General features: G+C 38.4%; 23 protein-coding genes. 5 read left to right on the top strand and 18 right to left on the bottom strand.

All coding sequences use genetic code 11. From position 1 onward, the window contains the following. Nucleotides 1-113 precede the first annotated feature (113 nt). The 7 genes from H5092_RS10350 to H5092_RS10380 form a co-directional block, all read right to left on the bottom strand. Nucleotides 114-1,511: a sigma-54 dependent transcriptional regulator gene (locus H5092_RS10350; RefSeq protein WP_084324654.1), complete on the bottom strand. Its 1,398-nt coding sequence runs from the start codon at nucleotides 1,509-1,511 to the stop codon at nucleotides 114-116. Between the two features lie 9 nt (nucleotides 1,512-1,520). Then, entirely contained in the window at nucleotides 1,521-1,895 is a 375-nt protein-coding gene (locus tag H5092_RS10355) for an Hpt domain-containing protein (RefSeq protein ID WP_039489282.1), read from the bottom strand. Between the two features lie 108 nt (nucleotides 1,896-2,003). After that, nucleotides 2,004-2,744: a bifunctional diguanylate cyclase/phosphodiesterase gene (locus H5092_RS10360; protein ID WP_024595976.1), complete on the bottom strand. Its 741-nt coding sequence runs from the start codon at nucleotides 2,742-2,744 to the stop codon at nucleotides 2,004-2,006. 500 nt (nucleotides 2,745-3,244) lie between these two features. Next, on the bottom strand, nucleotides 3,245-3,535 hold the full coding sequence (locus H5092_RS10365; protein WP_182715663.1) for a hypothetical protein: 291 nt from the start codon (nucleotides 3,533-3,535) through the stop codon (nucleotides 3,245-3,247). Nucleotides 3,536-4,223: 688 nt separating this feature from the next. Continuing rightward, nucleotides 4,224-7,034 carry a PAS domain-containing hybrid sensor histidine kinase/response regulator gene (locus H5092_RS10370; protein ID WP_024595978.1) on the bottom strand — a complete coding sequence of 937 codons (2,811 nt, stop codon included), beginning with the start codon at nucleotides 7,032-7,034 and terminating at the stop codon, nucleotides 4,224-4,226. Continuing rightward, the gene (locus H5092_RS10375) at nucleotides 7,027-7,641 is read right to left on the bottom strand and encodes an isochorismatase family cysteine hydrolase (protein WP_231619836.1); all 615 of its coding nucleotides are present in this window, start codon (nucleotides 7,639-7,641) and stop codon (nucleotides 7,027-7,029) included. The genes H5092_RS10370 and H5092_RS10375 overlap by 8 nt, the downstream gene beginning before the upstream one ends. 19 nt (nucleotides 7,642-7,660) lie before the next feature. Then, nucleotides 7,661-8,698, bottom strand: a complete 1,038-nt coding sequence (locus H5092_RS10380; RefSeq protein WP_259398383.1) for a response regulator — start codon at nucleotides 8,696-8,698, stop codon at nucleotides 7,661-7,663. A 258-nt stretch (nucleotides 8,699-8,956) separates the two neighbouring features. Here H5092_RS10380 and H5092_RS10385 point away from each other — a divergent pair, with 258 nt between their 5' ends. The 3 genes from H5092_RS10385 (at nucleotide 8,957) to H5092_RS10395 (ending at nucleotide 12,052) form a co-directional block, all read left to right on the top strand. Then, a complete protein-coding gene (locus H5092_RS10385) occupies nucleotides 8,957-9,220 on the top strand; it encodes a GrxA family glutaredoxin (RefSeq protein ID WP_024595981.1) in 264 nt (87 codons plus the stop codon). Between the two features lie 160 nt (nucleotides 9,221-9,380). Further along, complete coding sequence (locus tag H5092_RS10390; protein WP_024606656.1) at nucleotides 9,381-11,225, top strand: DEAD/DEAH box helicase; 1,845 nt, start codon at nucleotides 9,381-9,383, stop codon at nucleotides 11,223-11,225. Between the two features lie 236 nt (nucleotides 11,226-11,461). Further along, nucleotides 11,462-12,052: a membrane protein gene (locus H5092_RS10395; protein ID WP_024596511.1), complete on the top strand. Its 591-nt coding sequence runs from the start codon at nucleotides 11,462-11,464 to the stop codon at nucleotides 12,050-12,052. A gap of 76 nt (nucleotides 12,053-12,128) precedes the next feature. On the opposite strand, the gene H5092_RS10400 is transcribed toward H5092_RS10395, so the two are convergent. The 9 genes from H5092_RS10400 to prmB form a co-directional block, all read right to left on the bottom strand. Next, complete coding sequence (locus H5092_RS10400) at nucleotides 12,129-13,682, bottom strand: AbgT family transporter (RefSeq protein WP_182733454.1); 1,554 nt, start codon at nucleotides 13,680-13,682, stop codon at nucleotides 12,129-12,131. A 144-nt stretch (nucleotides 13,683-13,826) separates the two neighbouring features. Further along, nucleotides 13,827-14,102: a YfcL family protein gene (locus H5092_RS10405; protein ID WP_024596509.1), complete on the bottom strand. Its 276-nt coding sequence runs from the start codon at nucleotides 14,100-14,102 to the stop codon at nucleotides 13,827-13,829. Further along, on the bottom strand, nucleotides 14,099-15,262 hold the full coding sequence (locus H5092_RS10410) for an ATP-NAD kinase family protein (RefSeq protein WP_182733455.1): 1,164 nt from the start codon (nucleotides 15,260-15,262) through the stop codon (nucleotides 14,099-14,101). The genes H5092_RS10405 and H5092_RS10410 overlap by 4 nt, the downstream gene beginning before the upstream one ends. After that, nucleotides 15,252-15,806, bottom strand: coding sequence for an elongation factor P hydroxylase (locus H5092_RS10415; RefSeq protein ID WP_182733456.1), 555 nt, complete (start codon nucleotides 15,804-15,806; stop codon nucleotides 15,252-15,254). Before H5092_RS10415 ends, H5092_RS10410 begins: the two co-directional genes overlap by 11 nt. Nucleotides 15,807-15,924: 118 nt before the next feature. Then, on the bottom strand, nucleotides 15,925-16,386 hold the full coding sequence (locus H5092_RS10420; RefSeq protein ID WP_182733457.1) for a zinc-ribbon domain containing protein: 462 nt from the start codon (nucleotides 16,384-16,386) through the stop codon (nucleotides 15,925-15,927). Nucleotides 16,387-16,447: 61 nt separating this feature from the next. Continuing rightward, nucleotides 16,448-17,095 (bottom strand): glutathione S-transferase family protein, encoded by a 648-nt coding sequence (locus H5092_RS10425; protein ID WP_182733458.1) that lies wholly within the window; start codon nucleotides 17,093-17,095, stop codon nucleotides 16,448-16,450. A 106-nt stretch (nucleotides 17,096-17,201) separates the two neighbouring features. Further along, nucleotides 17,202-17,579 (bottom strand): DUF4112 domain-containing protein, encoded by a 378-nt coding sequence (locus H5092_RS10430; protein ID WP_024591638.1) that lies wholly within the window; start codon nucleotides 17,577-17,579, stop codon nucleotides 17,202-17,204. 119 nt (nucleotides 17,580-17,698) lie between these two features. Then, the gene (aroC, locus tag H5092_RS10435) at nucleotides 17,699-18,796 is read right to left on the bottom strand and encodes a chorismate synthase (RefSeq protein ID WP_182733459.1); all 1,098 of its coding nucleotides are present in this window, start codon (nucleotides 18,794-18,796) and stop codon (nucleotides 17,699-17,701) included. A gap of 64 nt (nucleotides 18,797-18,860) precedes the next feature. Then, nucleotides 18,861-19,796, bottom strand: a complete 936-nt coding sequence (gene prmB / locus H5092_RS10440) for a 50S ribosomal protein L3 N(5)-glutamine methyltransferase (protein ID WP_007580615.1) — start codon at nucleotides 19,794-19,796, stop codon at nucleotides 18,861-18,863. Nucleotides 19,797-19,948: 152 nt separating this feature from the next. Between prmB and smrB the strand changes: the two genes are divergently transcribed. Together smrB and H5092_RS10450 are read left to right on the top strand one after the other, a co-directional pair. Further along, the gene (gene smrB, locus H5092_RS10445; protein ID WP_007377742.1) at nucleotides 19,949-20,506 is read left to right on the top strand and encodes an endonuclease SmrB; all 558 of its coding nucleotides are present in this window, start codon (nucleotides 19,949-19,951) and stop codon (nucleotides 20,504-20,506) included. A gap of 27 nt (nucleotides 20,507-20,533) precedes the next feature. Further along, nucleotides 20,534-21,475, top strand: coding sequence for an AEC family transporter (locus H5092_RS10450; protein WP_024604477.1), 942 nt, complete (start codon nucleotides 20,534-20,536; stop codon nucleotides 21,473-21,475). 52 nt (nucleotides 21,476-21,527) lie between these two features. Here the strand turns inward: H5092_RS10450 and H5092_RS10455 are convergent, their stop codons facing one another. After that, a complete protein-coding gene (locus H5092_RS10455; protein ID WP_024604476.1) occupies nucleotides 21,528-21,878 on the bottom strand; it encodes a RidA family protein in 351 nt (116 codons plus the stop codon). Nucleotides 21,879-21,901: 23 nt separating this feature from the next. Further along, on the bottom strand, nucleotides 21,902-22,372 hold the full coding sequence (gene sixA / locus H5092_RS10460) for a phosphohistidine phosphatase SixA (protein ID WP_024593905.1): 471 nt from the start codon (nucleotides 22,370-22,372) through the stop codon (nucleotides 21,902-21,904). Nucleotides 22,373-22,384 lie beyond the last annotated feature (12 nt).

A 22,384-nucleotide genomic window follows, 5' to 3' on the forward strand; every position in this document is an offset into this window, starting at 1 on the left:
TGCGATCTCCTTTTACTGTTTCAGATTAAAAATTAATTTGCTCTTACCCATAGAGCTTAGGGTAACTTTTATTAATTCAACCTGAAAAGTGTAATTAAAAATCGATTATAACTTTAAGACCATCCCTTTATTTTTCTATAAATGGTAGATGCACTAACCCCTAGATAAGCAGCAGCAAGAGGAATATTGTCTTCACAACTTTTAATTGCATTTTCAATCGCCCTTTTTTCAACTTGCCACAAAGGTTCTATATCGTGAACAGACATAGGCGATAATTGAACACTCTGCTCGTTTGTATTGTGAACTGACTTAGCGGATATCGAGTGCTTCACAGCCCCTAATCCAAATGAGCTTGGTAGCATGTCTTTTTCAATTACATCGCCATCATTAATAACAACGGTGTTTTCAATTACATTTTGTAGTTCGCGAATATTTCCTGGCCAATCGTAATTACAAAAAAGCGCCTTAACTTCATCAGAAAAACCAGTAAAATGCTTTGCATTATTATCGCTTTTTTGTTTCAAAATATACTCAGCAAGCAGTAATATATCGCCTCCGCGTTCTCTTAAAGGGGGGAGCTTTACGGGGATAACATTTAAACGGTAATATAAATCTTCTCTAAAACGCCCTTCTGCAACCTCTATGATAGGGTTTCTGTTTGTTGCACAGACTAAACGAACATCGCTGTGTAATACTTCACTACTACCCACCTTACTAAAAATGCCTGTTTGTAAAAAGCGTAATAACTTTGCTTGTAAGTTAAGTTCCATTTCACATAATTCATCTAAAAATAAGGTACCGCCGTTGGCCACTTCAACAGCCCCTTTTCGATCGCTTAATGCCCCACTAAACGCACCTTTAACATGACCAAAAAATTCTGATTCAAATAGCTCAGCAGGGATAGCTGCACAGTTTATGGCAATAAATGGTCCTGTATTTCTCGGGCTTGTATCATGAAGGGTTTGTGCGCAAACTTCTTTACCGGTTCCACTTTCACCTGTGATAAATACACACGCTTTACTTCTAGCTGCACTATCAAGTAATCTAAAAACGGTTTTCATTGCCAGTGATTCACCAACAAAATCTTGATTTTTATCTCTGTTTTTAACCAATGGTTGAACTTTAACTTGCTCTTTTGGCGTCAAGGCACTTTCTACTGAACTAATGAGTCGTTGACTTGTGAAAGGTTTTTCTAAAAAATCAAAACCGCCTAAACGCATTGCTTCCACTGCAATATCAATAGAGCTGTTTGAGGTGATCATGACTACATTAGCAGGATTTTTCTGCTTATTTACAAATTGTAATACCTCAAGCCCACTTATATCTGGCAAGCATACGTCTTGTACTATGACCGCTGGCATTTTTTCTTTAATACCTACTAAAGCAGAGTACCCATCTGTAAAGTGTTTGCATTGGAAACCAGCCTGTTCAAGCTGACTTGCATATAAAGCACCACTGGCAATGCTATCTTCAACTATATAAACAAGACCTTTATCGATTATATCTGACACGGCTTTCTCCTAGATAGCTATACTATTACTCATTATTTGATACGCATCTCGGGTTTTATCCAAGTTGTGTTTAATAACAAGCGCTGCGTGCAAGTTTTCTTGTGTAGTTGACGGTGGCGAATCGTGTAATTGTGTTGCTAACGCAGCTAAAGCAGATGCACCATATAAAGCTGCTGAATTTTTTAAGACATGCATTACTTCTTTAATTTTTATAGTATCTTCACTACTAATTGCCGTATCTAATTGGTTAGCCATAGTAACTAATTCATCAATAAATAATTTAATTAAACGAGCTAACACAGTTGTCCCAACATCCTTTTCGAGTTGAGTTAATACATTTAGCTCGGTAATACTTTTATCGACAAACTGCTCTGATATGGGCATAGATAACCTTTGTGTAAGTTAAAACTTCGTACACTAATAATATGTAAGAGTTGTAGTTTAAGAGTAATTTGTTTTTTGCATTTTGCAAATCAAAATGAATATAAACATTTACAAAGCCCAAGTATCAATACTTTTAGTTAACGTTTGCGGCTTATCTAGCAGGTACCCCTGAGCTATATCGCAACCAAGTTGTTCTAATATTTGTAATTGCTCATTCTCTTCAATACCTTCTGCTACCGTTTGTAAACCCAATCGTTGAGCCATCGCAATAATTGCGCTACATAACGTAAAGTCTTCATTATTAGTTGCAATACCACTTACAAAACTGCGATCAATTTTTAAACCATCAATATCAAATTGACGAAGTAAACCTAAAGAGGCATACCCAGTGCCAAAATCATCAATCCACACCTTTACGCCTTCTTTATGGAAGTTTTCAAACGCCTTAGCTATTTTATCAGGACTATGAATGAGCGCTGTTTCCGTTAATTCGACTTTAATAGCCTGTGGTGGTATTTGGTGCTTTTCTAGCAAAGACATTACTTTTGCAAACACATCACCATCTAAGATTTGTACCGGTGAAATATTTAATGAAACAGCAATATCTGTCATACCAAACTGCCGCATATGTTTTAAATCAGACAAACATTGCTCAAAAATCCAGTCACCTAATTCTAAAATCATTCCCGATTGCTCTACATGAGGGATAAACTCATCAGGGCCAACAATGCCAAAGCGCGGTGATTGGCACCTTACTAGCGACTCAAAGCCGACCAGCTTTCCAGATCCCAATGATACAAGCGGTTGATAAACCATTTTAAAATAATTATTTTGCATTGAATCAGACATGATCCTCTCTAACTCATGCCATCTTGCTAGATTGACTGGTTTTTCCGATTCTAGGTATTTAAACGCACTCATGATTTTGCTCCGGTTTCACTCTTAGTGACTTATTATATTAAAGAGCAATTTACAGGCCATTTTAAATACAAAAAAACAGAAATAAAAACCAATATATTCAGGTAGTTAAATTAGAATATTAAATGGATTTACTTCTCCCATTTCATTCGCATTTTGCAATTCAGTTTGCAATGCAGCTACATTGGCAATGTGAGCGCTTAATCGAGCTTATAAAACACAGATAAGCCAGTTAATAGATACTGACCAAAGCTAATATTAGCAATTGTATATGAGAAAAGAGAAAGCTTTGATAAAACCCTGTTTAGGTTAAGCACCATCTAAATTTAAGAGAAAATAAATAATTTTATGGGGAGGGATAAAAAATTAAATTGGTGGTAGGAACATAAAAAAACGCAGGCAACTATAAATAGTTACCTGCGCAAAAGTCTCTAGTTTGAAAGAGTGTCGTTATTTTCGTTTTTAGAAGAAGTTACATGTTGTGCATAGTTGGTATTTTGCGAGTCAAACGTATTACTCATCAACTGAGCGTTTTCAACATCAGCTTGTGTGAAAGTAATTGGCTGAATATCTGCCAGCGGTTCAATCGAATCGCTACCTCGTAAAACTGTTATACCTATTACTAAAGTGGCAACAAGCAAAATTGACAAAACCATAATTTCAGGTGTTAGTACCCAATTGTTACCTTTAGGCTGTTGTTTGGCTTTTGTGTTTGTTTGCATATTGCACCCCTTAAAAATTTAACTAAATTCGTCTTGATTTGATATTTAATATATTGCGAAAGTCGTGCCAACCAGATAACAACTTTACAAAAAAGTAAAAACCTTACAAAATCATGTCGTTAAAATAAATTAAAGGTATGATTGAGTATTTAAATAAAGTTCATAACATTTTATTTTTATTTTGAATTGCAATTTGCGAATCAAATTAAAAAAAACACACTAAAAAACACTCATTAATTACTAAAAAATAAATTTAACTTACCCCTAAAATACTAGGTTAATTTCTCCGTTTATCAAGTTTTATGCAACACAAACCCACTTTTTATATTGTCTGTTGATCTTTGCGGATTAAAATTCGTTCAAACTACAGGCGGTTTAATCGCGGCGCGAGGTTTATAACCTAGCGGGATCGGTAACTGCTCCTGCGTTACCCTACTGACTTACATCGATGTAAGACCGAGCAAAGCTTCCGCGTTCTGCTCACGCCCCTTACCTACATCCATGTTGGCAACAAAGAGTAAATAGCCCTTAGGAAGAAACCTTTGGGCAGCGCCTGTTTGGCATTAATGCTACGTTATCGCCCATTTATGGAAAATAACCACACTGCATAGGCTCAACTTTGCCTAAATACCAAACACACTGCTACAAACTTAACCCTAAACGTTTAACAAACCCTAGCCTTCATTGCTCAACTCAACTTTTCCCACACTTGCGCTAAACGAGAGAGCTTTAAATGTTTAGATTCAATAACCTGCTCTGGGGCATATTTATCAAGTAATAAATAAAGTGTCTCACTTACAATTGGCTTAGCTAAATAGTCATTCATCCCCGCGTCTATAAATCGCTCTTTATCACCATGAATCGCATTTGCAGTGAGTGCTATTATGGGGGTGGTTATACCTAACTTTCTGATTGCTTTAGTTGCAGAAATCCCATCGAGTATTGGCATTTGGATATCCATAAAAATAATATCAATTTCATCGTTTTGCGCCTTTATTATTGCCTCTTGACCATCACTAACAATATGTACACGGCAACCTTTTTGTTCTAAAAACTGCCGAATTACAATTTGATTATTCGTATTATCTTCAGCAACTAATACCTTGGTTCCGCTTAACTGAGTTAACCCTAAGGGGCTTTCTAAAGTTTCTTTTTGCTCACGATTGGTAAATATAATATCCAAATGAAACAACTGCTCTTCTAATAAACTAATTGCCCGTAGTACATGGGATACTTTATAAGGGCCATTTAACCTAAGCTCTCTGTCGTTAATATTTTGCGGTAATAAGCTTTTACCTAGCAAATCTAGGATGAGTAAACACGGTGAATTAAGGGAGTTGTATGTATTTATACGCTCGCGTGTTTGGGCTAACATTTGAGGATCAGTTAGTACAATTGCATCAGGAAAACTATCGTACTTGGGTATATCTGGGCATACTTCGTAGTGTTCAAAAGTGATAGAAAACCGAGTGAGCGTATGCTCCAAGGCTGTTTTTAGAATTTCGTGACTTCCTACTATCCATACTTTTGGCTTTTTACTTCGTGCTGCAAACCCTTCTCTTAAAATTGAGTCAGTTGTGTCTATTTGCAGCGGGTAATTAACTATAAACTCGCTTCCTTTATTAAACTCAGAACTAACCGAAATATCTCCACCTACCACATCACAAATTTGCCTACATATCGCAAGCCCTAAGCCACTGCCACCATGCTTTCGAGTAATTGAATTATCGGATTGAATAAAAGGCATAAACATACTGTCAATTTTATTTTTTGCAATTCCCATACCCGTGTCTTTTACAGATATATAAAGGTTTAAATTATTACCTTCAATATGAGTGCACTTAACAGTAACCGTTATTACACCATGTTGAGTGAACTTAATCGCATTGGCTAATAAATTTATGACTATTTGTCTTATACGGGCATGATCACCAATTACTTGAGCTGGTACATCAGGATAAAAATCAAAAATAACCTCAAGCCCTTTTTGTAAAGCGCTTTGGGAAATTATATCTATTGCTTCTTCAATACACGTATCAATACTAAATGGCTGATTATTGAGTGTTATGGCTTGTGCTTCAAAACGTGAGTACGTTAATACATCGTCCAATACACTTAATAGCGCGTCAGAACTTGTTTTAATCATTTGTGTATAGCGCATTTGTTCAGAAGTTAAACCGGTATGATGCAAAATATCTGCAGATCCAATCACAGCATTTAATGGCGTGCGAATTTCATGACTAATATTTGCCATGAATCGGCTTTTTGACTCCGCTAGGGTTTCTGCCTGATGTTTAGCTTCAAGTAATATTTGCTCGCTTTCAATACGCTCTTGTATATCCACAAGTGTCGCAGCAATTGATGATAAATCACTTTCGTAGCCACCAACAATTGGAGTAAGTGTAATTTCGACCCAGTTATTTATACCTTGTGCATTAATTAAACGTATATCAAAGCGACGTATATCACGCTTACCTTGTTTATAATCAAGTAAAGTGCTACTAATTTTTTCTACATCTTCTTTTGCTATAAACTTAATTATAGGTAAGCCAAGGCTCTCATCTACCTTGCTGTGTAGAACTCGCTGCCATGCTTGATTTATAAATAATAGATTGCCAAATGTATCAAGGCGTAAAACAATATCAGGGATATTATCAACGACAGAGTGATAATTATATTCTATCTCTGCCATTGCTTGTTCGGCTTTAACTCGCTGCGTAATATTAGTTTCTATAGCGATAAAGTGCTTTACTTGGCCTTCATCATCTCGCACTGGGTTTGCATCAATAGCAACCCAATAAATATTACCGTTTTTATCGTAATTTGTAGTTTCAACTTGAAAAGGAAGTCCATTTTTTACGGCATGAGACATGACCTTACGGCTTTTTTCACATGTTTTTGGCCCTTGCAGTAAATGACCAGGACTGGTGCCTATAACCTCATCACAGGTGTAACCTGTAAGTACTTCAAAACTATTGTTAACCCACTCAATTACGCCAAATTTATCTGTAATTATCACTAAGTTATTTGTATGGCTCGCAACAAGCGATAAGCGTTTTACATATTTTTGCTGTTGTGTAAGCAAAAGTTGTGAGTCTTTATGACGTTGAATGTCATAGAGTGAACCTATAAAACCGCTTTTTTCATCATAAACTAGCCTCAACTCAAACCAGTTTAAGAGTCCGTGACTATTTTTTATTTGTATTTCTACACTAGGAGTCTGCTTTCCTTCAAGCAAACAACAACTGTATGCAACAAAATGCATAATATCATCGCAATTCATTAACTTAGTAATATTAGAACCAATTAATGAATCGCTTGAGTAACCTAGTTTCTTCTCCCATGCTTCGTTAATATAGGTAAGATTTAAATGTTTATCACACTCAAAAATACATTCATCTAAAATAGCTAATAGCTTTGCTTGACGTCGATTACTATTGGAGAGCTTTTCGACCAATGCATATTGGATTTGCACTTGTAGTTCATCGTTGTTATCCATGCTCTCTCCAATGCTTAATAAAAGTTTTACTATCACAAACTCGCGCATAAAGGGGAAAAACCTCTTCACAGTAAAAAGTTTGTTCAAAAGGAGTGCGACTCGATGTACAGTCACTTAAAATAGTGACGTTAAAACCAAGTTCAACAGCCGTTCGCGCAGTTGAGTCAATACAAATAGAAGTCACCGTGCCGGCTAAAATTACATTAGTGACACCATGTTCTTTGAGCTTTTGCGCTAGAGCAGTATGTGTAAAAGCATTTAAACCTCTTTTCCCAGGCACCACTTCTATAACATTGCTAAAAAAATCTAGCTGCTCAATGGTTTGAGCGCCGTACGAACCTGCTTTAAATGCGCCCACATCAGCAATAGCTTTTAATATGCCAATCGGATTTTTAAGCTCACTGTAGTTTTGTGTAAAATGAATGGGTGTATTAACAACTAACGCAAATTGCTCTGCACAGGCGGCCAATAAAGAGAGTGTATTCTCTACCACGCCAGTAATTCTTGACGACTCTTCAACCACGTCATACAAAATACCTTTTGGTGAAAAGTAATCATTTTGAAAACCAATCAAAATAAGCGCTGTTTTAGAAAAGTCATGCATCATTGCCACCTTATTAACCAATTTAAGACGCTAATTGCCAAGGTTTAATAAACTTTTCGAGCACTGCTTTGGTCACTGGTTTTTGTAAATAGTGCGTAATACCTTTTTCAAATAACTCAGCTATCTGCTCATCCCCTGTTAGCCCCGTTAAAATAACTTTGGGTGTATCATTATTAGGGGTATTTTGACGCACCAATTGCTGTGCTACGTCACTGCCAAACATTCCTGGCATGCGCTCATCTAAGAGCAGTAAATCAAATGGTTCATTTTGAGCAAGCGTTAAAGCACTAGCGCCATTTTCTGCACATGTTACTAAGCAGCCCAGCATTTCGAGCATCACTTTTGTTGCAATTTGGCTTGGTAAGCTATCATCCGCCACTAATACAGATAAACGTGTTTGCGTATGAAATGTTGTTAAAATGGTAATGAGGTCAGTATCAAAAAATGGCCAACCTAGTATTTTTCTAGATAGTTTATTCTCTTGGCTCAGCTCACTGATATCGCTAATAGTGCATAACTTTATGTGTCTATTTATGCTGTCACCATTTAGTTTATCAGTTAGCGCATCACCACTAAGGTGACGTAAATCCTCAATCTGTACCGTTTCCTTAAAAGTGCTATTGAATAATTTAAAATTTAAGCCAAAGCGCTCATGGGTATTATCCGATGTTATTAAACAACTTTTAAATAACGCCTCACAATCAGTTAGAACGTCTATATTTTGGCTAATATCAAGTGCCAAACTAACAGACTCTTTTGTTGCTAAAAGCCCATGAAAATCCAGCGTGCTTACTTGCTCAGAATCATCAATCTGGTAATGAAGGCTAACCCCTTGTATATTTGCTTCTAGGTTAAGTAAAAAGCTCTGCTTTACAGATGCTAGCGCTGGAATCAGAAATTCCTCGCATTGCGCAATCATTTGCTCAAGAGGGATTTGCAAACAAACGTAGTTACATTGCAACTTGTTAATTAAAGTAACTGAAAAATTTCGATTTTGGGTTTTACAATATTTACCGATTACCCCTTGGATAATTTCTAAAACGTGACTATTAATATTCATAAAGTATTCTCGTTAACCCAATGTATAGCTCTTAATCATCAAGTTATGTGCCACAAATTAGTTCTTGTAAACACACTTGCATTCATATACTTAAGTATTAGACAGACAGCGCTTTAGTTTCTCATTCGCATTTTGCAAATCATATTGATATGCAATATATGATTTATAGTTTTTATTAGAATGGTGTAATCGATTTTTTTTGCTTTAAATAATTTTTCAATCATTTAAACTGATTTTAATCAAATTGAGGAGAAAGCTATGTTAACTGTAATTTTTGGCCGTGAAGGTTGTCCATATTGTGTTCGTGCAAAAGATGTTGCGGAGCAACTATCAAATGAACGTGATGACTTTAAATTTCGCTACATCGATATAATTAAAGAAGGCATTAGTAAAGCCGACCTTGAAAAGTCAGCTGGTAAACCTTGCCCTACCGTTCCACAAATTTTTGTGGATCAAAATCACATCGGTGGATTTACAGAATTTGAAGCTTACGCAAAAGAAAACCTAGGCTTGTACAAATAAGCGTTGTATTAAATATGTTAACCAGTTTAATAAACCCCAAATCAAACTGGTTAAATTTCGACCAACATCAAACACATAGAAATTAGTTTCAATTTATACAAGCATTTGCCTCGCGAATCCTATATAATGCGCGCCTCTTTAAATTCGTTGAGGCGTATTAATGTCAGAACCAGTCACGTTTGAATCTCTAAATCTTTCTCCTGCAATTTTGAAGGCAGTTGAAGAGTTGGGTTACAAGACACCATCTGAAATCCAAGCTCAATGTATACCGTTATTGCTAGAAAGAAAGGACGTACTGGGACTAGCTCAAACGGGTACAGGTAAAACCGCAGCATTTGCACTGCCATTACTAAATAATATTGACCCGTCTGTGAAACAGCCACAGATCCTTGTACTCACACCAACACGTGAGCTTGCGATCCAAGTTGCTGAGGCATTCGAACAATATGCTAAACATGTTCGTGGTATTGAAGTATTGGCACTCTATGGTGGCCAAAGCTACAGTATCCAATTAAGCGCACTTCGTCGTGGCGCTCAGGTTATTGTTGCAACTCCAGGTCGTTTAATCGATCACATTAACCGTGGCACTATCAAGTTTGATGCTCTACAAGCACTTGTACTTGATGAAGCCGATGAAATGTTACGTATGGGCTTTATCGATGATGTAGAAAGCATCATGGAAAAAACACCGCGCGAAAAGCAAACATGTCTTTTCTCTGCGACTATGCCTAAGCAAATTCAAAACATCAGCAGCAAGTATATGAATAACCCTGAACAGGTTCATATTTCTGCGCGTAACTCTACAGTATCATCTGTTGAGCAAGTGTTTTGGAATGCAAGCGTACATAAAAATAAAGCAATTGTTCGCTTCTTAGAAGCTGAGCAATATGAAGGTGCTATTGTTTTCGTACGTACGCGTAACGATACAGTACAACTTGCTGAGTTATTAGAGCGCGAAGGTTTCTCTGCTGCTCCACTTAACGGTGACATGAACCAGCAAGCACGTGAACGCACTGTAGATCGCTTAAAAAGTGGCATGCTAAACATTGTTATTGCAACAGATGTAGCGGCACGTGGTCTTGATGTTGACCGTTTAAGCTTAGTTATCAACTACGATATCCCACAAGATTCTGAAGCCTACGTTCACCGTATCGGCCGTACAGGTCGTGCTGGTCGTACTGGTAAAGCAATCTTATTCGTAAAACATAACGAACGTTATTTACTTAAAAATATCATTCGTCATACGAAGTCTGAAATTGCTCAAGTTGAATTACCTACAGCAAAAATTGTTGAAGAAAAACGTATCGAAGCGTTACAAGCAAAATTAACTATTGCGCTTGAAAACAAAGACATCACGTTCTTCAATGAAGTAGCTACTAACATGGCTGAAAAACTTGATCTTCCTCTTGAAAGCTTAGCGGGTGCGTTACTGTGTTTAGCACAGCAACAATCGCCAATTAAAGTTGAAGAAGTTAAGATTCAACCTCGTGAACGTAACGAGCGTAACGACCGCAATTCACGCAACGATCGTGGTGACCGTGGACGTCGTAACGAACGTGGCGGCGAACGTGGTGGTGAACGCGCTGAGCGTAAACCTCGCGAACGTAACAGCCGTGATGCAGGTCCTATGGATACGTACCGTATCGAAGTAGGTCGTGAACATGGTGTTCAGGTTAAAAATATTGTTGGCGCTATCGCTAACGAAGCTGACATCTCAAGCAAGTTTATTGGTGATATTCGTCTACACGACAATCACAGCACGGTTCAATTACCGCAAAACATGCCTAAAGATGTACTTGATCACTTCCAAAAAGTGTTTATTTGTAAACGCCCTATGGGCTTAACAATTACAACTGATCAAGGTCCTGCTGAACCACGTGGCGAACGCTCTGAGCGTCCAGCTGGTGATAAGAAACGCAGCTTTAATAAAGATGACGGCGCACGCGGTGATAAGCGCAGCGGTCCTCGTAAAGAACGTCGCCCTGTAAGCTTCACAGCTAAATAAGCAACGACTCTTTAATAAAAAAACCTTGCCACGAAAGTGACAAGGTTTTTTTGTTTTTAAGCTGCTGCTACAGTGAAAACAAAGTAAACTTTCGCGTCAATTCAATAGCGGCTTGAGATAGTTTTTTTAGCCTGAGTTCGGGTTGCTTAATGCCTATAAATACATTTCTCTGATTTTTAAAATAACAAAAATTCTGTAAACTAGACAAAGGCTATAGTTCACGGACGAATTAAAAATTGAAAAAGATTTACGACAACTTGCTCTTTGTAGCAATAGTACTCCCCATTTTATTATGCATCACTATACCTATTTTAATGGACTTTACAGATCCACCATTCATCTCAAATGAACTATACGACGCTGTTTTCTTTATAACCCTCCCTATTATCTGTTGTGCACTATTTATCTATTTAAATATACTTATATTCAATAAATATAAACGCTGCAGTAAATATAGAGAATCACTTAAATACAATTTCTCAGATACTAAAATAAAATTAGCATCCATTTTCATGTACCCATTATCCCCTTTATTAATCTTTGGAATACTCTATGTTTTTATCTCTGATCCTATTAAATTATGGGCTTACTACACACAAGGCGACTATTGGTATAAAGAATACATCCTGACCGATGTACAAGAGTGTGGCACTGAGTATGAAGATAGCTGTACTCGTTTATACTTCAAAGACCCTAAAACGAATAAGATTCATGATTTTAGGTGGTATGACGATAAGTCTACAATAATGAACAACAAAAATGATTATGTGTATATTGTTGGAGAGGCCAGCTTATTTGGCTATATAGTGAGAGATTTAGAAAGATAACTTAGACTTACTTTTACATTACAGGACTTTTATTTAAAAACCTCACTCAAGTGAGTGAGGTTCATAAAGGTTTAGGCTAAGGCAATGCTGGATAAATGTAGCTTGCATCTAAACCTAAAGGAATACCAAGTGCCCAATAACCTAATAAAAAGATACTCCAGCCAATCATAAAGACAATTGAGTACGGCAGCATAATAGCAATTAAAGTGCCTATACCGGTGCCTTTGACATACTTTTGACAGTACACCACCACTAATGGGAAGTATGGCATTAACGGTGTAATAATATTAGAGCTCGAGTCACCTACACGATAAGCGGCTTGAGTTAAGTCTGGCGAAATGCCAAGTTGCATTAACATCGGTACAAAAATGGGGCCAAGTAACGCCCATTTTGCTGAACTTGAACCTACAAACAAGTTAACAAAGCCAGTTAAAAAGATAATGCCTACAACCGTTACTGCACTTGGCAATTCCATCGCCTTTAATAACTGCGCACCTTCAATTGCGAGCAGTGCACCTAAATTTGATTTACTAAATGCAGCAATAAATAGCGAACAGAAAAACGCCATGACGATATAATATGCCATGCCGCTCATCGCTTTACTCATAGCATCAATCATATCTTTTGAAGTATTAAAGGTACCTACCGTAAAACCATATACAGTGCCTGGGATCCAAAAAAGTAAAAATATTAGTGGTACAATTGATTGCATTAAAGGAGAGCTAAAATTAGTAAGGGATCCGTCACTACTGCGCATTGCAGAATCGTCTGGAGCAGAGACAAATGCTAATAACGCAAGTCCAGCAATCATCACGGTACTGGCTATATAAAAGGCACGTTTTTCATCACTACGTGCATCTTCAAATACAGGTAAATCCTCTTTAGCACCATCAACTGCTGTTTTTTGTAAACGTGGTTCAATAATTTTATCGGTAATGTACCAGACTAATGCCACAATAAATAAGCTAGATGCTGAAGCAAATGCCCAGTTATTTAACGGGTTAATTGTTATTGCAGGATTAATTATTTGCGCCGCACTTTGGGTAAAGCTTTGTAGCAATGGGTCGATACCCGATGGAATAAAGTTAGCCCCAAAACCACCACTGACTCCTGCAAATGCAGCTGCAATACCCGCAAGCGGATGGCGTCCTGCTGCATAAAATATAACACCGGCAAGTGGAATAACTAATACATAACCTGCGTCAGTAGCGGTATGGCTCACAATGGCCACTAAAATGATTGAAGGCGTTAATAGCTTTTTAGGAGTAACTTTAAGCATTAACTTAAGGCCGGTATTAATAAAGCCCGAATGCTCTGCAACACCGACACCTAACATAGCTACTAAAACGACACCTAAGGGAGCAAAGCCAGTAAAGGTTTTTACCATAGAGGATAAAAAAGTAGCGAGCGAATCACTTGCCAGCATATTATTAATAATAATCGCTTCACCGGTACGTGGGTCTATTGCATCAAAGCTCACGCCTGAAAACCACCACGACAAAAACCAAATTAATAACATTGCAAATAGAAATATTACGGCTGGATCTGGAAGCTTATTTCCTACTCGCTCAACAAAATTTAAAAAACGCGCTACAACCCCTGAAGGTAAAGCGTCTTGATTATTATTCATTTTTATTGTTCCTAAAATTTATTTTAGTAACAATATCGCATAAAAACAAAACAGTAAATTAACATGGGAATGTGCTTTAAAAGTTTTGGGCACAAAAAAACACGATAGTGATAAACAAATCGTGTTTTTTTTTGCCACTTAGGGTTAAGCGAGGGCTTTAACTTCATCCCACAAGCGTGCAACTAATGCCTTGTCTTCTTCGTTAAGCTCGCCGTTGCGATATGCTTTAACTAAGCTTTGCTCTACAGTTTCATTTAGCTCATCTATACTGATTGTCAGCTTTTCTACTTCGGCATAACCAACTGCAAGATCAAAATGACCTCGTAAATAGCCGCCAGCAAATAACTCATCGTCAGTTGCTTTTATTACTAAATCATCGAAGTACTGCTGGGCTGCATCGATATAGTTCACTAAACTCATTTATTAATCTCCTGGTTTTGCAAAGCACCTGTATTTTCAAGGTTTTGGTGCCCTACTGCATACATAATATGGTCGTTAAATCCGGTGGTTACTTTAATATAACCGGTTAATTCATCATCTAATTCGCCATCGCCTGTATCACAAATAAGGGGGCGACCATTAAGCGCTAGTAGTTTTGTTTTTGTTGCTACTACAATAATATTTTCTTTGCCAATTGCGCGTATAAGCAAAGGACTCAATTGCTGGTTACCACGGCCAAATATATGCCCTTGCCCGCCAATGAGCGTAATGACTAACTTAGTACTTTGATCATGTGTAAGCTCAAGCAATTGCTTAGCCGTTAAATCTTGGGCAACTAAGGTTTGATCTTTTATTAAATCAACACCAAGTAACGTATTTTCAAGCCCCATTTCTTCCATTATGGCTTCAACCGTTGAGCCGCTACCCATAATATAAAATGTGTCTTCATCCATTTGCGATACAACATGCGCTGCAATGTCGGCAAGTACGAGTTCGTCGGTTTCTTTACCGCCATTTTTAACCGCTTGCATATAGCGTACTTCGCTAGGTGTTTGCATTTCGCCGTAGCGTTTGGCTTTTACTGTGCCTTGCCTGAAAGCATCTTCATCTATATCCATTACATCTGCATCGGCTAAGGTAACTAACTCCCCCTTAACCAGCATTTCGACTACGCGCCCTGCAGCCTTTGGCGTGATAGCGTAAACACCAGAATGAATTTTACAACCTGCGGGAATACCAAGTACGGGAATGGTATCCTCTATTGCATGGCAAATGTTACGTGCTGTACCGTCGCCTCCGGCAAATAAGACTAAATCAACACCAGAGTTTTTAAGTATTTTTGCGGCTTGTTCTGTGTCATCTGGGGTTGTTATTGCAGAAGTGTTATATACAACCTCTACATTAAAGCCCAAAGCTTTTGCTGTTTGCTCACCCATGTCACCGTTAACAGTGTAAATGATTAAGCGTTCTTTATAAGGTAATAGCACCTCAAGCGCTGCTTTTGTTCGGCTATTTGCTTTTGGCTCTGCGCCTAACTCTATTGCTTTTGCCGCTGTGTGTGCGCCATCACTGCCTTTTAAAGCGACTGTGCCACCTAAACCTGCTACAGGGTTTACAATTAAGCCTAATTTAAACGCCATTACAAAGCTCCTTTGGATGTTGCCACTTAAATTGCTGCGCTGTTAAGGGCCACGGTGTATTGTAAAAATCACACACTGCTTTTAAAAGTGACTCTGTACGAGAGTTAAAGCCATTTTCGATTAGCGATAATACCTGTGCATGTACTCGCTGCTGAAAATCAAACCGACACGTTTGCTCGCCGTTTAAATTATCCACCGACACATTAAAATTAAACCCTGCTGCGGTGCTTAATAACCACTCTATAGCTTGGGGCTTTATTTCTACGTTTTCAAACTCAGCTTGTTTTTGTTTGTCGCGCCCGTCTGGGCAGTACCAATAGCCGTAGTCTTCTAATAACCGACGTGCATCACCGGCCACCAGCCAGTGTGCTATTTCATGTAATGCACTGGCATAAAAACCATGCGCAAATACAACCTGGTGATATGGCACCTGCTCTGTTGCTGGTAAATACACAGGCTCACAATCGCCTTTTATCAGTCGTGTATTGTGACTTTGATAAAAAGTGCGCTCAAAAATTGAAATTAGATCAGCTATTTGATGCATAAAAATTGATTAATTCGTCTCGGTTACAGCGCCATATTAGCGCACTAAAAACGAGACGAATTGTACGGGCTTTTACAACTAAAGTAAAAATAAGGCGTGATAGTAAAATATAAGCGGATTAATCTTTGACTTTATTGATATTTTTAATAATACCTAAACAGTAAAGCGTATTGGCAAGTTCTTTACGCTGTGTTTTTTCACTTGAGGTTTTATTGGCTAAGCTAGTTAACATACCGTACCGTTTACGTAGAGTTAGTATATATCTGGCATGCTTACGGCATTCAAAACAACGTGTACAGTGTGAATCGACCCAAAAATCAAGTACCTCAAACCAATATTGCTGCTCTTGAGCAAAAAAAATAAATGCCTTAGAGCAACTTTCGCACTTCTCTTTAATATCAACATAAAGTGCCCGAGGGTCAATGGCATAGTTTTGCTTTTTTATATCTGCCAATATTACCGTATCAGGGAAGTATTTAAGCCTCGAGTAACGCCAGTGCGCATTCTCTATCGCCTCTATTGTCACTGAGGTATTGGTAGTTATCGTTTTATTGCCATACCTTGGGTGATTTAGATACATGAGCAGCCTAGTTTAAACTTATGATTTTAAGGCATAGAACATGCCATATGAAAAACAATAATTATAAAGGCGTTCCTGCTTCATCACACTCTACAATATCGGTTTCGGTTAATGCCTGAGTGATCCATGCTTGCAATACTGGGCAACGCATAACAAAGTCACAATATTGTTGCGCCTCTGGCGATAACGTAATTTGATATGTTTTTAAACGCAATACAATAGGTACGTACATAGCATCAGCAATACTAAAGTCACCAAAAAACCACTCATTTGGAAACACATCTTGTTGCTGTGCAAATATCTCGTCTATACGGGCTATGTCTTTTAATGCTTCGCTCGATAGGTCTACTTTACGGGTAGCTCTTATATTCATTGGCATTTCACTGCGCAGCGCCATAAAGCCTGAATGCATTTCAGCGCTTAGCGCACGCGCTTTAGCTCTTTGGGTAATATATTTTGGCCATGCAGCGCCCGATAAGTAAGCATCGTTAATATATTCACAAATTGCTAGTGAATCCCAAACCTGTAAATCACCATCGATTAACGCTGGAACTTTTTGCACAGCAAAGGTCTTTTTTAGTTCACTGTAAAAATCAGGGGTGTCGAGTACCAGCTGGGTTTCACTAAACTCAACATCAAATTTACTCATTAAATACCATGCGCGTAATGACCAGCTGGAGTAGTTTTTATTACCGATAAATAATTGCATATTGTAAATACCAAAGTGAATAGACGCTCCTACCTTACTAGGTGATTAAAAAACCAACAACATTTTGTTTAAAGTCTCTTTGCTAACGGTTACTTAAAGCTATTAATTACTCACTTAACTGCTTGTTTAAATGTTTTTTTAATAGTTGTGTATTACGCGTATTAGCTTTAAAAAACGCATCAAATATATCGCCAAAAAACGGCACTAAGCCGCCCACAAAGTCAATGAGCATATTGATAATCATCTTAGTCTTTATACGTTTACTCACACCTAAACGCTGCGCTTCTATAAGCACATAGCTTGATAAAATTAGCCCTGCGGCATCACCTATAACGGGAATTAAACCAATCACAGCCTCTAGGCCTATATTAAATTTAGTAAAAGGAATACCAATGCTGCTATCCGTTAACTTACTGAAACGTTCTAAGCGGGCTATTGCAGCCTGGGCTTTTATTTGTGAGTGTTCATTAATATTATCGTTCATGATTACTACCCTCCTTCTTGCAGTATATAGGACCTACTTGAACAACTCCTGAAAGGCTTTAAACTAAATTACAGACATAAAAAAACGCGGTAATCCGCGTTTTTTATAATTATAAATACTTAAACAGAGCCTTTAATTGGGCCGTGCTGATGATTTACATGCGGATTTTGTCCGCGTTGACGCAGTAAATGGTCCATTAATGTAATAGCCATCATTGCCTCAGCAATCGGGATTGCACGAATACCTACACACGGGTCGTGACGACCTTTAGTGATCATCTCAACCGCTTCGTTGCTTGTATTAATGCTGTTACCTGGAATAGTAATGCTCGACGTTGGCTTAAGCGCAATAGAAGCAATAATATCTTGCCCTGTCGAAATACCCGCAAGTACACCACCTGCATGATTTGATGTAAAACCCTCAGGGGTTAGTTCATCACGATGCTCAGAGCCTTTTTGCTCAACTACGTCAAAGCCATCACCAATTTCAACGCCTTTAACAGCGTTAATACTCATTAATGAATGTGCAAGTTCGGCGTCAAGACGGTCAAATACTGGCTCTCCAAGACCAACAGGTACATTGCTTGCTACTACTTTTACTTTAGCGCCAACTGAGTCACCTTGCTTTTTAAGGTCACGCATATATTCGTCAAGCGCTTCAAGCTTACTTGCATCAGGGAAGAAGAATAAGTTATTTTCCACTTCATCCCAGTCAAACGTTTCCGCCTTAATAGGGCCAAGCTGACTTAAACATGCTTTAACTTCAATACCATGAAATTGCTTTAAGTATTTTTTAGCAATAGCACCTGCCGCTACGCGAATCGCGGTTTCGCGTGCAGATGAACGACCGCCACCGCGATAATCGCGCAAGCCGTACTTATGCCAATACGTGTAATCGCCATGACCTGGGCGAAATACATCTTTAATTTTGCCGTAATCTTGCGAGCGTTGATCGGTATTTTCAATCAATAAACCAATGCTGGTACCTGTGGTTTTACCTTCAAAAACGCCTGCTAATATTTTTATTTGATCGCTTTCACGGCGCTGCGTTGTATAACGGCTTTGGCCTGGTTTTCGGCGATCTAAATCAATTTGTAAGTCGGCCTCTGTGATTTCAAGACCTGCGGGAGTACCATCAACAACGCCGCCTAATGCAACGCCGTGGCTCTCACCAAAGGTGGACACTTTAAATAACTGCCCAATGCTATTACCTGCCATTAACTTTCCTCATTCCTAATGACTACCAATAGCCAAGCACAGGGCTTGGCTATTCATTTTTTACTTATTTTGCAAAATACTCATCTAGCTGCTTTTTGCTAATTACAAATACACCTAAGCCGCCTTGTTCAAATTCAATCCATTCAAACGGCGCGCCCGGATAAAGTGCATCCATATGTACCATAGAGTTACCAACTTCTACAAATAACAAACCGTTATCAGTTAGGTGTTCACTCGCTTCACTTAAAATAGTACGGGTTACATCTAAACCATCGTGGCCTGATGCAAGCCCAAGCTCTGGCTCATGATGAAATTCGCGTGGCAGGTCAGCCATATCTTCTGCATCAACATACGGTGGGTTTGCAACTATTAGGTCGTATTTTTGACCTGGTACACCGCTAAATACATCAGACTGAATCGGTAACACGCGATCACTTAACATGTAATCGTTAATGTTAATGTCTGTCACTTCAAGCGCTTCATACGATATATCTACCGCATCAACTTGTGCTTCCTCAAAAGCTTGAGCAAGTGCAATTGCGATACAACCCGACCCCGTACATAAATCTAATATGCGGTTAACCGATTGTGGCTCTTCAAGCCAGGGTGTAAAGCGGTTACTAATAAGCTCAGCAAACGGTGAGCGAGGTATAAGTACACGTTCATCCACATAAAATGGCATACCCGCAAACCATGCAATATTTGTTAAGTAAGGTACTGGTGTGCAGTCGTTAATACGTTCTGCAATAAGACCCGCAAGTCGGTTTTTTTCTGTGCTTGTTAAACGCGCGTGCATTAATTCTTTTGGCGCATCAACAGGCAAGCTAAGCGCAGGCAGTAATAAGCTTACAGCTTCATCCCATGCGTTATCTGTACCGTGTCCAAAAAATATACTACTACTTGCAAATTGGCTTGTAGTCCAACGTAACCAGTCATGTAAAGTTGACAGTTCTGCAACGGCTTCTTCGAGTGTTGCTTCTTCTATTTGTAAATCGCTCATATATTTTTACCTGTATTAGCTTACTGACTGTTTTGAGTCTTTAAGACGATTGCATTGCCTATCTGCGCTGGGCAAATTACAATTGCCCCTCATTTAAGTATTGTACCGCCTTTTGCGCTGCGTTTTTACGTTTTTTTGTTTAGGTAATAGTTATGAAAAAAGACACTCCATCACATTCGTCCCTAAGCAATGACGACATAAGCTTATTTCGTCAAACGATCACAGGCGCCAAAGTATTTAAACAAGATACTCATCGTTTTGATACAAAGCCTAAGGTGTCACAAGCTAAGCAATTTGCCCAGCAAAAAAAGCAGGCTCAATCTGAATTTTTCTTCTCAGACGTTTATATTCCCGATATAGACACCCACGGCACGGTTAAATATGTAAAACCTGGCCAAGATACTTTCCTAGCTAAACAGCTTCGCCGTGGTGACTTTGCACCCGATTTGACGCTAGATTTACATGGCTTAAATAAAGAACTTGCTAAAGACGAACTCGCTGGACTCATTCACGAATGTAAAAAGCAGCATTATTATTGTGCATGTGTAGTGCACGGTATTGGTGGCGGCGTACTAAAGCACAAAGTGCCTCAGTACTTAGTACAGCACCCTGACGTAATAGCGATGCACCAAGCCCCTCTCGAATATGGTGGAAGAGGCGCTGTACTTATTTTAATTAATTTACCGCAAAGTGATGAATTTAGACGCTAACTTTAGCCATTACTAGGATGTAACTACGTGCATATTTTTTCAATTATTTTTCCGCTCATTTTTATTGTGGCACTGGGTTATGGATGTTGTAAGTTAAAGTTTTTTAACGAACAACACATTGCGGGTCTAAGTAAATTTACTTTTTATGTGAGTTTACCGGCCTTTTTAGTACTAAATATGTCGCAAATAAACTTACAGCAAAGTATTAGCCTTTTTGCATTTTTGAGCTTTTACATACCTGTTTTGAGTGTGTTTGGATTAGGCATTTTAATTGACCGCTTTTACTTAAATAAGCCATGTCTCAATAATAAAGCAATAAATTATCAACAACACAGCGTATTTGGTTTGGCAGGAAGTTATTCAAATATGGTGTTGGTAGGTATCCCAATTGTTATAGCGTCACTGGGTAAAGAGATGATTGCTATTGCATTTATGATCATCACCTTTCATAGCACATTGCTATTTGCCCTGACCTTTTTAATTGGGGCAAAAGGAAGTGCTGAAAACTTCTCATGGTATAACTTTAGCAAGAGTATGGTGCTAAACCCTATCGTACTGAGTATTGGTTGCGGGTTGATCATTAATGTATCTGGGCTTAGCTTATATGACAATTTAGTAAGCAGTATAGATTTACTCGCCAAACCCGCTATTCCGTGTGCTTTATTTGTACTAGGCGCAAACTTAGTATTTTATAAAATAGCCTCAAACTGGCAGCCCGCGCTTATATCTTCATTATTAAAAATTATTATATTACCGGCTGGGGTATTTGTTGCAGCAACTTATGTGTTTGAGTTAGATGAGCAAATAAGAAATGTGCTAGTTCTATTGAGTGCATCACCTGTAGGGGTAAATGCTTACTTAATTGCGTGTCAGTTAAAACAGCATCAAGCAACGCTTGCAGGGACGGTGGTACTTTCTACTATATTGTGTATGTTGAGTTTTAGCTTTTGGTTGGCTATTTTGCTTTAAACAACTATATAACTAACAAAACTGCCATGAGCTATATAATTGTTTAATCAAATTACTTTAAGGCCGCTACAACAGATATTTCTACGAGTAGTGCATCACGTGCCATTTTAGCTTCCACACAGGCACGTGCTGGTGCATAACCCTCGGGTACCCATGCATCCCATACTGCATTCATATCAGCAAAGTATTCCATGCTCTTTACATAAATAGTCGCGCTAAGCATATGTTCTTTTGAACTCCCTGCTTCATCAAGCAGCGCCTCTACTTTATCAAGCATAGTTTGAGTTTGCTCTTTAATACCTTTTTGCGCGTCGGCGCATACCTGCCCACATAAATAAACAGTGCCGTTGTGTTTTACTATGCGGCTCATGCGCGCACCTGTTTGTAAGCGTTCTATCGTCATATTACTTTTCTCAATTATTTATATTAAAGGTTTTCTGGGGCATTTATACTTATATAACTACTACGCTGGGTTTGCTCATCATAACTAATAACAGCAACAGCACCTGTATTAAAAATTGGCATATTACCAGGGCTTAATTGGTCCACTAAATAACTTACAATAGGCATGTGTGCCACTATAAGCCATGTATTGCATTGGGGATGAGTAGCAATAAGCGTTTCAAGATAGTCAGCAGCAATTTGAGGTTTGCCTTCGGGGATAATATCGGATGTGGTTTCGCTAAATTTAAATACGTTATTTTTAGCTACACCTGCAGCTGTTTGCTGTGCACGAATGTAAGGACTAACTAACAGTGCATCAGGGCAATGTGCTTTACTGAGCCAAAGGCCCATTTTTTCAGCTTCATCGTGCCCTGCTTGGGTTAAATTTCTACCTGCATCATCAGCCTGCATGGGTGTTGCTTCGCCGTGGCGCATTATTAGGATTGTTTTCATAAAAAATCAACC

Source organism: Pseudoalteromonas sp. SR41-7, from assembly GCF_014163935.1.
In the GTDB taxonomy this organism is placed as follows: Bacteria; Pseudomonadota; Gammaproteobacteria; order Enterobacterales; family Alteromonadaceae; genus Pseudoalteromonas; species Pseudoalteromonas distincta.

Excerpts from the sequence above, each read along its gene's own strand:
- H5092_RS10355 (WP_039489282.1), bottom strand. The coding sequence starts at position 1,895 with ATGCCCATATCAGAGCAGTTTGTCGATAAAAGTATTACCGAGCTAAAT.
- H5092_RS10360 (WP_024595976.1), bottom strand. The coding sequence starts at position 2,744 with ATGTCTGATTCAATGCAAAATAATTATTTTAAAATGGTTTATCAACCG.
- H5092_RS10365 (WP_182715663.1), bottom strand. The coding sequence starts at position 3,535 with ATGCAAACAAACACAAAAGCCAAACAACAGCCTAAAGGTAACAATTGG.
- H5092_RS10370 (WP_024595978.1), bottom strand. The coding sequence starts at position 7,034 with ATGGATAACAACGATGAACTACAAGTGCAAATCCAATATGCATTGGTC.
- H5092_RS10375 (WP_231619836.1), bottom strand. The coding sequence starts at position 7,641 with ATGATGCATGACTTTTCTAAAACAGCGCTTATTTTGATTGGTTTTCAA.
- H5092_RS10380 (WP_259398383.1), bottom strand. The coding sequence starts at position 8,698 with ATGAATATTAATAGTCACGTTTTAGAAATTATCCAAGGGGTAATCGGT.
- H5092_RS10385 (WP_024595981.1), top strand. The coding sequence starts at position 8,957 with ATGTTAACTGTAATTTTTGGCCGTGAAGGTTGTCCATATTGTGTTCGT.
- H5092_RS10390 (WP_024606656.1), top strand. The coding sequence starts at position 9,381 with ATGTCAGAACCAGTCACGTTTGAATCTCTAAATCTTTCTCCTGCAATT.
- H5092_RS10400 (WP_182733454.1), bottom strand. The coding sequence starts at position 13,682 with ATGAATAATAATCAAGACGCTTTACCTTCAGGGGTTGTAGCGCGTTTT.
- H5092_RS10405 (WP_024596509.1), bottom strand. The coding sequence starts at position 14,102 with ATGAGTTTAGTGAACTATATCGATGCAGCCCAGCAGTACTTCGATGAT.
- H5092_RS10410 (WP_182733455.1), bottom strand. The coding sequence starts at position 15,262 with ATGGCGTTTAAATTAGGCTTAATTGTAAACCCTGTAGCAGGTTTAGGT.
- H5092_RS10415 (WP_182733456.1), bottom strand. The coding sequence starts at position 15,806 with ATGCATCAAATAGCTGATCTAATTTCAATTTTTGAGCGCACTTTTTAT.
- H5092_RS10420 (WP_182733457.1), bottom strand. The coding sequence starts at position 16,386 with ATGTATCTAAATCACCCAAGGTATGGCAATAAAACGATAACTACCAAT.
- H5092_RS10425 (WP_182733458.1), bottom strand. The coding sequence starts at position 17,095 with ATGCAATTATTTATCGGTAATAAAAACTACTCCAGCTGGTCATTACGC.
- H5092_RS10430 (WP_024591638.1), bottom strand. The coding sequence starts at position 17,579 with ATGAACGATAATATTAATGAACACTCACAAATAAAAGCCCAGGCTGCA.
- aroC (WP_182733459.1), bottom strand. The coding sequence starts at position 18,796 with ATGGCAGGTAATAGCATTGGGCAGTTATTTAAAGTGTCCACCTTTGGT.
- prmB (WP_007580615.1), bottom strand. The coding sequence starts at position 19,796 with ATGAGCGATTTACAAATAGAAGAAGCAACACTCGAAGAAGCCGTTGCA.
- smrB (WP_007377742.1), top strand. The coding sequence starts at position 19,949 with ATGAAAAAAGACACTCCATCACATTCGTCCCTAAGCAATGACGACATA.
- H5092_RS10455 (WP_024604476.1), bottom strand. The coding sequence starts at position 21,878 with ATGACGATAGAACGCTTACAAACAGGTGCGCGCATGAGCCGCATAGTA.
- sixA (WP_024593905.1), bottom strand. The coding sequence starts at position 22,372 with ATGAAAACAATCCTAATAATGCGCCACGGCGAAGCAACACCCATGCAG.